Annotated in this window: 7 protein-coding genes; 1 reads left to right on the top strand and 6 read right to left on the bottom strand. The window is 45.6% G+C overall.

Features of this window, described 5'->3' with window-relative positions:
* Positions 1-5: 5 nt before the first annotated feature.
* The 5 genes from AC07M6_RS14225 to AC07M6_RS14205 all read right to left on the bottom strand — a co-directional run bounded on the left by AC07M6_RS14225 (position 6) and on the right by AC07M6_RS14205 (position 10,584).
* A complete protein-coding gene (locus tag AC07M6_RS14225; RefSeq protein WP_494890466.1) occupies positions 6-2,573 on the bottom strand; it encodes a glycoside hydrolase family 95 protein in 2,568 nt (855 codons plus the stop codon).
* A gap of 2 nt (positions 2,574-2,575) precedes the next feature.
* A complete protein-coding gene (locus AC07M6_RS14220; RefSeq protein WP_494890464.1) occupies positions 2,576-5,041 on the bottom strand; it encodes a glycoside hydrolase family 2 protein in 2,466 nt (821 codons plus the stop codon).
* 63 nt (positions 5,042-5,104) lie between these two features.
* Positions 5,105-5,812 (bottom strand): hypothetical protein, encoded by a 708-nt coding sequence (locus AC07M6_RS14215; protein ID WP_494890462.1) that lies wholly within the window; start codon positions 5,810-5,812, stop codon positions 5,105-5,107.
* Positions 5,813-5,825: 13 nt separating this feature from the next.
* Positions 5,826-7,373 carry a RagB/SusD family nutrient uptake outer membrane protein gene (locus AC07M6_RS14210; protein ID WP_494890460.1) on the bottom strand — a complete coding sequence of 516 codons (1,548 nt, stop codon included), beginning with the start codon at positions 7,371-7,373 and terminating at the stop codon, positions 5,826-5,828.
* Positions 7,374-7,401: 28 nt separating this feature from the next.
* On the bottom strand, positions 7,402-10,584 hold the full coding sequence (locus tag AC07M6_RS14205) for a SusC/RagA family TonB-linked outer membrane protein (protein WP_494890458.1): 3,183 nt from the start codon (positions 10,582-10,584) through the stop codon (positions 7,402-7,404).
* Between the two features lie 560 nt (positions 10,585-11,144).
* Between AC07M6_RS14205 and uxuA the strand changes: the two genes are divergently transcribed.
* On the top strand, positions 11,145-12,332 hold the full coding sequence (gene uxuA / locus AC07M6_RS14200) for a mannonate dehydratase (protein ID WP_494890456.1): 1,188 nt from the start codon (positions 11,145-11,147) through the stop codon (positions 12,330-12,332).
* Between the two features lie 65 nt (positions 12,333-12,397).
* Here uxuA and AC07M6_RS14195 read toward each other — a convergent pair whose 3' ends face one another.
* The gene (locus AC07M6_RS14195; RefSeq protein WP_494890454.1) at positions 12,398-12,964 is read right to left on the bottom strand and encodes a DUF922 domain-containing protein; all 567 of its coding nucleotides are present in this window, start codon (positions 12,962-12,964) and stop codon (positions 12,398-12,400) included.
* Between the last annotated feature and the right edge of the window lie 269 nt (positions 12,965-13,233).

Raw genomic sequence — 13,233 nt, 5'->3', positions numbered from 1 at the left:
TGTAATTATTGTGCTATAATGGTATAAGTAATTCCTTTTTCAGTTTTAAAATCTATTACGTAGCCCTTATTAAAGGTAATATCGGCCAGCTTACTTTTATTGTTCTTTTGATAAACCGGAACGGCCGGCACCTGCACCAGCGGGTTAGTATTATTGCCTTTTGCCTTAGCCGAAACCGTACCCAGCACTTTTACGGGTACCGGTGTGCGCAGGCGGCAATTTCCCCCGTTGTTTGACAGGATAGTAGCGTTGGCCAGCTTGCCTTTGTCCCACTTGATACTTACTTCAAAATTACCACGGGCTTTAATGCCTTTGATAGATCCGCTGGCCCAGGCATCGGGCAAGGCGGGTAGTAGTTCCATTTCGCCGTTTTGGCTTTGCAGCAGCATTTCGGTCATGCCGGCGGTGCCGCCAAAGTTGCCGTCGATCTGGAATGGCGGGTGCGCGTCGAACAGGTTGGGATAGGTACCGCCGCCGCCCATCGTTTCTTTGGGTTCCAACGGGTTCATATAGTTAAATGCAGCGCCTAAAATTTTATAGGCGTGATTGCCATCGTGCAGGCGCGCCCACCAGTTCACTTTCCAGGCCATCGACCAGCCGGTGCTGACATCGCCACGGAAGATCATCGACTGCTTGGCCGCCGACGCCAGATCAGGCGTATTAAATACCGAGATTTGATTGCCCGGGAATAAACTGAAGATGTGCGAAATATGGCGGTGGGTATCTTTCGGATCGTCAAAATCGCCAAACCACTCCTGCAGCTGGCCGTCCTTCCCAATGTGGAAGGGGTATAATTTGGCATAAGCGGCTTTAACACGCTGCACAAAATCGGCATCGGTACCCAATGCTTCGGCCGAATTGATGCAGTTGCTGAACAACTCGCGAATGATGGACATATCCATAGTAGTAGCCATACTTACCTGGTATTCCTTACCATCCTTTTTCATGGTATTTTCGGGCGAGGTGGATGGATTGGTGACCAGCAAACCTGTTTTAGGATCGGTAACCAACCAGTTGAGCATAAACAAGGCCGCGCCTTTCATTAACGGATAGCCGGTTTTACGCAGAAACTCCTTATCGCCTGTAAACAGGTAATGATCGTACAAATGCAAACTCATCCAGGCGCCGCCCATTGGCCAGGCCGACCAGCGCTGCGATGCTTTGGGATCGAGGGCGTAGTTGCCTACGGTTGATGTTTTGGCCCAAACATCCGAGTTATGGTGCTCAACCCAACCTTCGTTAATATTATAGTTTGTTTTAGCGGTGATGGCACCGTTAACGGCCAGTTCTTTTAAAAAATCAAACAATGGCTGATGGCATTCGCTCAGGTTAGCATTTTCGGCCAGCCAGTAGTTCATTTGCGTATTAATGTTGGTGGTATAGTTACTGCCCCATGGCGGCTGCACGGCATCGCACCAAATACCTTGTAAATTGGCAGGCGGCGAGCCGGGGCGCGAGCTGGCGATCAATAAATAACGGCCAAACTGATAATATAATGTTTGCAATTGCTTGTCGGCGTTATCTGCCTTAAAACTCCTGAGGCGTTCGTCAGTCGGCATTTTTACCATGGCCTGGTTGGCGCCCAGATCAAACTTAACCCGGTTAAACAGGCGCTGGTAATCGGCCACATGGGTCGCCCTTAACTCATCAAAAGTTTGGGCCGATGCTTTATTTAAATTGGCATTGGCTTCAATGGCAGGGTTCTTTCCATTCAAGCCCGGCGATTTATCAAAGCCGTTGTAGCTGGTAGCTTCGGTTAAGTAAAGGGTTACCTCATCGGCGCCGGTAACCTGCAAGCCATCGCCTGCCGCGCTTACCCTACCGCCGGTATTTTTAATCCGCAGATCAACCTGGAAATTCATCCCTTCGCCGCCGGGTTGGTCATATAGTACCTGATCTTTTTCATCTGCCCGGTTGGCCACATATTTAGGGGCCTTTCCCTTCAATATCATCAGGTTATTCCCTTGTGGTGATGTGGTAAAGTGCAGTTTGCTGGTCAGTTTGGCAGCAAAGCTGATGGCACCTTTTTTATCCGCGCTGATGCGTACCACCATTGCCTTGCCGGGATAGCTGATAAAGGTTTCGCGTTTATAATTTACACCACCTACCGTATATTTTACAGTAGCGGTAGCAGTGTTCAGATCCAGATCGCGGTAGTAAGCGGTGGCGGTACTGTCCTTTAAGTTAAAGTTGAGGAACAGATCGGCCAGGGGTAGGTAACGGGCCGAGTATGGGCCCTGCAAATATTTTTTCCAGATCAGCGCGGCCTTGTCGTACTCGCCATCAAAAACGGCCTGGCGTACTTCGGGCAAATGCGCGGGGCCTAAGGGGTTATTTCCCGGCACCGGGCCGCCCGACCATAAGGTATGGTCATTGAGCTGGTAACGTTCTAAATTTACACGGCCAAACACCATTGCGCCGGTGGTGGCATTGCCTAAGGGCAGCGCTTCTTCCCAGGCCATGGCGGGTTTGCTATACCATAGCTTCAGGTTAGGATCATTACTCTGGGCTGTTGCATCCTGTATGAATAACGTGATGGCGATTAACCCTAATATTTTTGGCAGATGTTTCATTTTTACAGATTTAAAAATACACTTTGCAATCCCGGCGATTGTACGCTTATCACGCTTTTACCACCATTGGTTTTCAGGCTGATGATAGCCCGTCCGTTATAAGCCTGTACCTTGCGCGACCCGCTTGAAGTGCCCAGGTCATCCAGCAATTCGCCATCGCCGGCCAGGGAAAAATTCACCCAATTCACCGCATCAAGGCATTGTACGCCTTTGCTGTCAAACAGCTTTACCTGTACGGTAATTACGCCGTTAACTTCGGCAATTTTTTGTAGCGACAGTTGCGCTGGTTTATCCCATTTATCAGTTTGATATTCCTGTTCAATTTCGTCGGTTACAACCGTTTTGCCTTTGCGGGCAACTACTTTAACATTATTTTTCCCCTTATTAAAAACTACCTGCCAGCGCAGGCCCGCCGCCGGAAAATCCTGGCTGTTACGTTTTTTAAGGCCCTGGCTTTTGCCGTTTACAAACAGTTCGGCTTCGTCGCAGTTGGAGTATACTTTTACCATTTTTTGCTCGCCGGCTTCGCCCCAGCGTACGGGCCAGGTATGGCCATAAATATGCGCCATAGGTTTATCGGCCCAGTACGATTGGAAAACATAATACGATTCCTTTTTAGTCAGGTCGCGCTCTACCACACCCTTTTGATTCATATAGGGGATCGGGTTATCCGGACGGATGGGGGTAGAAAAATCCTTAAACACCCAAAATGCCGACCCGGTTAGCCAGGGCATGGTTTCCTGTTCTTTCAGGTGCCAATCAAACAGGTTACAGATATAGCTTTCGCTCCAGTCGCCGTCTTTGGATACCCTTGCCGCCCCACCAATCAGGGAAGCATCGCCTGAACGTTCATCGGTACCGTTGCCGGTTTTTATTTTGCTGAGGGCGTTATCCGGATTTTCGGAATGGCGCAGCGCATGGCTATCACCGCCCCACTCGGCGTGGAAAAAGTGTTTTACTTTTTTAAATTCGGCTTCGCTGGTTTGCTTGTATTCGGTATAAATACCGCGGTACCAGCCAGCCCAGATAGATGGCGAGTACACATCAACAATATCGGCGCAAAAATCGCAGCGCCGAATGGTTGTTTTACGCGATGGATCAAGGCGATGCGCGCGATCGTTCTGCTCTTTCATAAACACCCTGATCTTTTCTTTATCAAATTCAGGAAAATCGCCCGGCCAATCGTTCTCGTTACCTAATCCCCATAGGATAATGGCCGGGTGGTTATAGTGCTGTTCAATCATATTGGTCAGCATAGCACGGGCCTGGTTTTTGTAAACCTCGCCACCCAAACCGCCACGGCACCAGGGCTCTTCTTCCCAAACAAAAATGCCCAGGCTATCGCACAGGTTCAAAATAATGCGCGATTGCTGGTAATGCCCCAGGCGGATAAAATTTACGCCCATGTCCTTCATCAGCTGCATTTCCTGCTTCATCATGGCTTCGGTCATGGCCTCGCCTACGCCGGCATGGTCTTCGTGACGGTGGGTACCGCGCAGCAATAAGCGCTTACCATTGAGGTTGAACGGGCCGTTATCTACAAATTCAAAATTGCGGAAACCTACCTTTTCGGTTTGCGTGCAGGTTTGCCCGCCCGATGTAACGCTAACCCTTACCGTATATAAGGCCGGATTGGCAGGCGACCATAATTGCGGCTTCTTCACCTGGAAGTTATCCAACTGCACATCGCCGTTCAATGAGTTTAAACTGTATGTTGACGACGCGATCACTTTACCCTGGGGATCGGTCACCTCTATTTTGCGTTCGGCAGATGTAACGTTAGCCGGGTTATAAAACCTGGCTTTGATATTCAGCTTACCTGATTGCCCCGCCTTGTCCACTTCCGCGGAAGCGAATATTTTATCAATAGATAATGGAGGAACGTAAACCAAATTAAGGTAACGGTAAATGCCCCCGTAAACGTTAAAATCGGATAGTTGCGATGGGATACTTTCCAGATCGCGCGTGTTATCGCAACGGATCTCTACCGGGATCTTCCCTTTAAATTGTTTTTGATATGTATCCGTCTTTTTAAAATCTTCTACGGCTTTGGTAATATCAGCCGTCCATTCGTCATAGCCGCCTAAATGCGATGCTACTTTGGTAGTATATACATATACATCTGTTTTTTGCCCGGCGCCTTCAAAGTGCAGCAGCGTGCGCCCGTTGTTATAAGGGTTGCTGATATCCAAATTTGTGCGGTACCAGCCCGGGCCCTGATAATAGTTTACATCGGGGTCAACAGCATCGCGGGCATTAAAGCAATGGGGCAGATTAACCTTATCCCAAATGGGCAGGCTTTCGGGGTTTCCGGCTGTAACAGGGCGCACGGCTTCCCAAACGCCGCCCAGATCCTGACGTACAAATTCCCAATTGCTGATTAACCTGGTTTTTTGCTGGGCATTGGCAAACTGGCTACAGATAATAGCTGATAAAAGAAGGATAGACTTTAATTTTTTCACAGGCATATACACAAAAATGGGCCGGTTATCACTTATGAATGATATCCGGCCCTATTAGGTTAACTGATTTTACTGAGCTATTGCAGGCGACACTAAACCTGCCACCACCTGCACAACACCATTTGTTGCCAGCAGATCGCTGGTGGTAACGTTAATGGAGGCATTTATGGCAAGCGGATAATCTGACGTGTTTGATGGCGAAGCATTTTGTACACGTATCAGCATTATAGATTTAGGATTAGGAAATGCGGCTAAATTGACTATCCTGAATCCGTTTGGCATGGCGCTATAAGTACCAGCCGGGGCTAATGTTTGCGCCGTAGCATCACTATATGTTAAGTTATAGTGCGAGTATTGCGCATTCAATATCAGGTACAGTAAATAGTTTTTCACGTCATCTTTAGCATAATCCTGCCATTTTGTTGCGGCTTTAGCTGCCGAAGTTTGGAATGTAGACCAAACCAATTTACACGATGCTGCGTTAGGGCATACAAAGGTGCGGTTAGGCTTAATATATTCGTTAGTATCAATACCCGAGTATATAATTGCCCTTTGCAAAAGCGCTAAAGGGGTATCGTTTTTAGTATGGCTTTGCAAACCGCGCGATTTAATGTACGCCCAGGCGGTCATGTTCAAATGCGCATCAATGGTATCAACGTTTGTTGGCCTGTTATTGTCCGTCTGCTTTTTCAAGCCAAATAGCGTACAACCCGATGCCAGTATTACAATAGCCATCACAATAAATGGCGCTGTATATAATAAGTTAATTCTTTTCATATCTATACAATAATTAATATGATGGATTTTGAACTAATGATTTATTGGAGTTTAAGGCGTTACGGCTAATTGGCCATAATACTTTGTTTAAATCGGTACCAAAGCCAACCTGCGGGCTTTTGCTATTAACTTGTCTTAATTTTAATATCGGGTCCATTATCTTGTTCACACGATCGGTACGGATCAAATCGAACCAGCGTTTGCCTTCGCCGAATAATTCGTATTGGCGTTCCTGAAGGATAACATCCTCCAGTTGATCTACCGTAGCTATTGACGGCTCGGAACCGATAAAGGTTGACAGCCCTGCACGTGAACGTATAAAGTTCAGATATTTTAACGCGTTTGTCCTGTCGCCGGTAGCGTTCAAAGCCTCGGCATATAATAAATAGATATCGCCCAGGCGGTACATTACCAGGTTTACATTATAAGTAAGCGCGGAGGTACCAACAGCGCCTAAAGCCGCGGCATTAGCTACATTATAATATTTAAGCAGCTTATCCCATTTACCCAGGCCCGATGTTGGCGTAGCAGTGATATCAATGGTTTGTGTTAAACGCTGATCGGCAGTGATCAGCTTCCAATTGAAGTAAAAAGTAGAGTCGGCACGAACCGGGTTATTACTTGCAGCTATAGATACCGGTATACAGGCGCAACCATTTACTGTATTATCCCAATTTATGCTCCATATCGCTTCAATACCAGCTGTTGGTGTAAGGAAATTATTAGCTTTCCAGGTAGTCATCGGTTCCAGATCGGTAACGGCTAATCCGCTATATTTTTTGGTTTGTGCCGTGCGGGCGTTGAAAAGGTTCTTGATCCATACAATGGCGTTTGGATAATCTTTTCTCCACATATAAACATCGGCCATGATAGCACAAATAGCGCTTTCGCTGATATACCAAACCGGGTTTACGGTAGTACCCTTATTAGGCATTAACGTATAAGCTGTATTTAAATCCTTAATAATAGAATCTAAAACCTGCGCTTTAGGCATACGCGTCCTTTCTCCCGGCTGGGTGATATCCAGGTATGGTTCGCGCCACATTGGTGCATCGCCCCAAAGCCTTACGATGTAAAAATAGGCTTCGGCACGCATGGCATAAGCCTGGGCCAAAGTATTATTGATAACAGCAGGTGTAGCGTTATTATCGTACTGGGCAACCTGCGGGGCAAATTTAATAATGGTATTTGCCCTGAAAATGGTCTTGTATAAACCTCCCCAATCGGTAGCGGAGTTGTTAACCGTTAAACCATTGTTGGCCATTTCGGTAATGGCGGTATTAAAGTATTGCGAAGGCGCAAAGTTATCTGAACGGCCCTCGCCCCAATAATGGTAGCGGCCGCCGTAACCTTCGTCTTTACCAGTACCGTCGCCTGTGGTCTCTTCCTGGAATGCAGAGTACATCCCGGCCAGGGCGGCTGTTAAATCCTTGCTGTTTTTAAAGTAAGCATTTAAATCTACACCGCTTAATGGTGTTAATGTAATGTCCTTTTTACAGCTGCTAATCACTACACTTATCGTAATCCCGATTAAGGCAGCAAAAAATAATAATCTTTTCATCTCTATATTTTTAATGTTTTTAAACTACTTAAAACTGGACGTTGATACCCAAACCAAGCTCGCGCCTTTTTGGATAGGTGCCGTTATCCACTCCTTGCGTTAATGGATTGCCTGAAGTAAATTCAGGATCGTACCAGCTATAATTTGTCCAGGCTACTAAATTGTTACCGTAAATATACAGATTTACATTCCGGGCTTTAATTTTCCGGGCTAAGTTGATAGGCAAATCATACGTGAACTTAGCACTTGCCAGCCTGATAAATGAAGCATCTTCCAGGTACAGGCTGTTTGTGCCATTACTGATAGAGCCGTAAGTATCCTTATCCTTAAAGTTAGGATAAGTAGCTATATCGCCCTGCACATGCCATGAATCATAAATAGAAGCAACCGTTGGCGGCGAATAGGTTGATGAGTTGGTGTTTTGACCGTTTGCTACACCGTTATAAACCTTGTTGCCAAACTGCGCGTTGAATAAAAAGTTGATAGAGAATTGCTTGTATTTAAAGTAGTTGTTAAACCCAAAATATACTTTTGGCACCGCATTACCTAAAACTACGCGGTCGTTATCGTCTATAACACCATCGTTATTGGTATCCTGCCAAATAGTACCGCCGCCTTTAATTACGTTACCGTTACGGCTTAACTGATGTACAACACCGGTGTATGGCTGTCCATCTAAAGTATAGCCTGTAGCTGTTGATGTATTGGTAGCTGTATTTACAGTAACACCAACCGGTGTTAAGCGCCTGCCATCAACCGCGTAAGCGTTTGATACATCGTATTGGTAAACACCCAGGTTTTTGTACAGGTAAAAATCTCCCAGTTTACCACCTTCGTAAATATAGAAAGCGTTGCCGGCAAAGAAAGGCACGTGGTTAGCCAGTTCTTTAACTACACCTGCCGATTGGAAAGTGATGTTAGCGGTAGTTGTCCATAACAGGTTTTTGTTTCTAACCGGGTTACCGCTAATGGTAATTTCAATACCATGATTTTGGATATTACCCAGGTTAACTGTTCCGCTTTTAGCGCCGGTTTCTTCGGGTAATGGTTTAGAGTATAATAAACCGCTGGTATTTTTAATATAATACTCGGGGGTGATGGTTAAATCGCCTTTCAACATGGTTAAATCTAAACCAAAGTTATGTGTAGCGGTTGATTCCCAGTGGATAGTTGGGTTACCCAATGTAGTGCTGATATAAGCACCGCTATTACCATTATAAATACCACTGTTAGTAACGGTGCTGCCCGCGCCAAAGTTGTATAAAGTAGCGTACGAGAAATCGCCTACCTTATCGTTACCTAATACACCATAACTGTATCTTAACTTAGCATCATCCAGCCAGCTTTTGGTCCATTGCATAAATGATTCGGAACTGAAGCGCCAGGCAATACCAGCCGAACCAAAGTTACCCCATTTGTTCTCGGGGCCGAACCTTGATGAACCATCCCGCCTGAAAGTACCGCTCAAAATATATCTGTCTTTAAAGCTGTATTGTGCCCGGCCGAACATAGATTCGGTAGCGTTATAGGTTGCAGTAGTATTGGTCTTGGTCAGGTCGATAGTAGCAACGCTGGATACAAATACAGTTTCGGCCAGGTAGTTATTAAAGCCAAAGGTAAAATCATCATAGCGGTAACGGTCGCGGCTAAAGCCTGCGGTGGCGGTTAGGGCATGATCTTTACCGAAGCGGTGATTATAATTAAAATAGGCCTGTATTTCATAAGTAAACTTTTTCTCTATCTCGCTGCCGCCGGTATTTAAACCGGTACCGCCGCTGGTTAGGCTCGACGGAGAAAAGCTGAATGTTTGTGTATTATCCAAACGGCCGTTAAATGATCCGGTAAACCTCAGATCTTTAGTGAACTGGTAGCTACCTTGTATATTATCCTGGAATACAAAAGTGGTAGGCTTATTAACAGCCAATAAAGCATAAGCTATCGGGTTCCTTTTTGATTCTACATAACCAGCCAGGGAGCCATCGGGTTTGTAGATGGATGTCCACGGGTTACGTTCAAACACTTGCTTGGCGCTGGTACCAACCGGAATTTGGTTCCCGGTTACATACGAGTAGTTGATACCGTTTGTAAAACGCAGCTTATCGGTAGCCTGGTAATCTACATTTAAAACTGTTTTTATGGTTTGCGCCTGGCTGTTTAACACAATAGATTTATCGCTGGTGTAGTTGGCGCTACCATAATAGGTAAGTCCTTTTTGGCCACCGCTAATGCTTAAGTTAACATTATCCTTGTTAGCCGTACGGAACAACAGGTCCTGATAATCGTTATCGGCATTAAGATAATGGTTAACCGAGTCGGCATTTACACCACCCAAACCATCGCCGCGTAATTTACGATAGTAACGCAGATCGTTAGCCGATACCGTTTGCAGTTTATGTGCTAACTGGCCAAATAAGTGGTAATAGTTGCCCGATACCACCGGCTTACCTTCTTTACCACGTTTGGTAGTTACAATGATTACGCCGTTAGCGCCGCGCACACCATAAATAGCAGCTGATGCGGCATCCCTTAAAACCTCGATAGAAGCAATATCTGCCGGGTTAAGGAAGGTAGCATCGTTATTTAAGATACCGTCAATTACATATAAAGGGCCGTTGCCACCGTTAATAGTTGATGCGCCACGTATTTGTATAGTACCCTGCGAGAAAGGGTCGCCGCCATCGGTCACCACCTGGGCGCCGGCAATATTACCTTGCAAGGCATCCAGTAAGGATAAAGGCTGGCGCTCCTGTATTTGCTTGGCACTCACCGAGCCAACCGAACCGATCAGATCGCTTTTCTTTACCGATTGACCGTAACCCTGTACCACTACCTCATTTAAATCGGTAGTAGCATCTAACAAGGTAACGTTAATCACTCTGTTGGCGCCTACCGTTTCTTCTTTGGTAACAAAGCTTACGTAGCTAAATACCAATATGGCCGTGTTGCCGGGTACGTTAATAGCGTATTTACCGTCGATATCTGTTAAAGTACCTACGGTTGTGCCCTTTACTTTTACACTAACTCCGGGTAGTGTGCCCCCTTTGTTGTCTTTAACAACACCGGTAACTTTGGTTGTTTGTGCCGATGCCGGTAACACCATCAGGTTAATTACCAGTAACAGCAAAATAAAACCCAATCCTTTAATCCAATTGGCGTTTGTTAGTTTAGTAGAATCAGGTTTAAATAAAAATAGAGTACATCTTTTTTTCATATACTTTAGGTTTAGCGTATAGCTTTTTTAAATAATTGGGTTAATAGTTTACCAGATGGCATCCATTATTTTAATGAGATAGCCCGTAAACCTGCTGACAAACAGTCTGACTGAATGATCAGTTAAAAAATCACATGCGTTTTCCTATAAAAATCGTTTTGGTTTTATTTAATAAATTGGTGAAAGCAATTACACCATAAAATGAGGAGGATTATTTTATATAATTAGCCAAATATTCAGCTGTATTGGCAGTATAAATTCAAGTTTTTGTATTTTTATGCATATACAGCTGAAATAGCAAAGGTTTAATCCGTTGATAACTTTTTTCAAAAAAAATATTTTTTGCCCGGTTTGTTTAACACTTTTCAGGCCGTTAACCCCTTATTAATATAAAATTAATAAATTTCACATCGTCGAAATAACTGTCATATTTACATTGATTGGTTGAATTTGGATCGAATTAGGAATATATGGCTTAATATTTGGCAATTCCTATCCCGAAGATTAAATGCCAAAGTTTGCGCGGTATTTATATTTTTGAAACACATTTAAAAATCAGCATGAACAACGTTAACAACAGCCCTTATCACATGATACAAACCATGCGCTGGTATGGCCCAAACGATCCGGTAAGCCTTGCCGATATTCGCCAGGCGGGCTGTACAGGTGTGGTAAGTGCCCTGCATCATATCCCCAATGGCCAGGTTTGGCCGGTTGATGAAATTAAAAAGCGCCAGCAAACCGTAGCCGACGCCGGCCTGATATGGAACGTGGTGGAAAGCGTGCCGGTACACGAAGCCATTAAAACCCAAACCGGCGATTACCTGCAATATATAGCCAATTACCAGCAAAGCATCCGCAACCTGGCGGCCTGCGGCATCAGCATTATTACTTACAATTTTATGCCCGTACTGGATTGGACGCGTACCGACCTGGCCTATACCGTTGAAGACGGATCTAAGGCCCTGCTGTTTGAAAAAGCCGCCTTTATGGCCTTCGAACTGTTTATACTGAAACGCAAGAATGCCGAAGAGGACTATACCAAAGACGAGATCATCCGTGCCGAGCAGCGTTTCCGTGGTATGAGCGATGCCGACAAAGCCCTGCTGCAACGCAATATCATAGCGGGCCTGCCCGGCAGCGAGGAAAGCTTTACGCTGGAAAACTTCCAGTCGGCCCTTGATACTTACCAGGGGATAGATGCCAGCCGCCTGCGTGCCAACCTGATCTATTTTTTACAACAAATTATACCCGTTGCCGATGAATGCGGTACTAAAATGGTGATCCACCCCGACGATCCGCCTTATCCTATCCTGGGCTTGCCGCGCGTGGTAAGCACCGCTGCCGATATCGAGGCCCTGATAAAAGCGGTTCCATCAGTCAATAATGGCTTGTGCTTCTGCACCGGATCATTCGGTGTGCGGCCTGATAATAACCTGCCCGTTATGGTGGCCCAATTTGCCGACCGTATCAACTTCCTGCATCTACGCAGCACCCGCCGTAATGAACATGGCGACTTTTACGAAGACAATCACCTGGAAGGCGATGTAGATATGTACAACGTAGTAAAAGCGGTGGTAAAGGTGATGCAAGACAGGCAGGTAAACATCCCCATGCGCCCCGATCACGGCCACCAGATGCTGGATGACCTGAATAAGAAAACCAACCCGGGTTATAGCGCCATTGGCCGCTTACGCGGATTGGCTGAGTTGCGAGGGCTGGAAATGGGGATTAGCCGGTCAATGTAATTATTTATCATTGCGAACTATAACGACGCGACCGTCTATGGCACAAGCATCCGCTTGTGCCTTTTTTATTTACCATTCGGTTCAATGCCTATTTTTCCTACATGCGGATACTCCGGTGTTTGCGCCAGTTGCCGTCTAACCAATACTTCCCATGCGGCTTGAGCATCCTTATTAAAAAAATGCTGCGTTTCGGCATCGTAATTAGTTTGGGTTTGCTTTAGCTCCTTAAAAATATTGGTGGCAATGGTCCTTATTTCGTTGCGATAATTTGGCGTATAAGTATATTTAGTTAATGCGATATAAAGCTTGCGGGCATATAACTCGCAGATATCAAAGTGCAGTTGCTCGTGCTTAAGTAACGTGTCTGTCTCGCTGCCCAGTTTTACCCACGATTGATAAGGAATAAACACATTTTGCACAGTAAAATTTACCAGGTAATCACGGGCGACTGGCTGTTTTTGATAGTGATATTTTATCTGCGCATCGGCATGCGCTTCAAAGCCCGAGGTATACCGTGCTAAAAAGTCGTCCCACTTAAGTGGTCGGGCCGCCGACCATTGAATAAATTTGGGTGCACATGATGTTATCAACAGCACGATAACAGAAAATATTAACCAGGATCTACGTTTCATTGTTATAAGGCGCAGGCAATTATACTAAAAAGGCGGCAGTAAATTAATTGATTTGCAATAAGCCTTGCTATCCAGGCATTGTTTTAACCCTTATTTGCTGCCAGGCTGCTTGGCAACGATGAAGAAAAACTCACACGCACAAAAAAAGCCCCTCATCTTTCGATAAGGGGCTTAGTGCTACAGCATTGAAGCTGATAAGATTTGGCACCGACCTACTCTCCCACATTTTACTGCAGTACCATCGGCTCTGGCGGGCTTAACTTCTCTGT

This window comes from Mucilaginibacter sp. GW821-FHT07H05 (genome assembly GCF_059418485.1).
The sequence above is the reverse complement of the archived record's forward strand: the minus strand, read 5'-3'. Positions and strand labels throughout refer to the sequence as shown.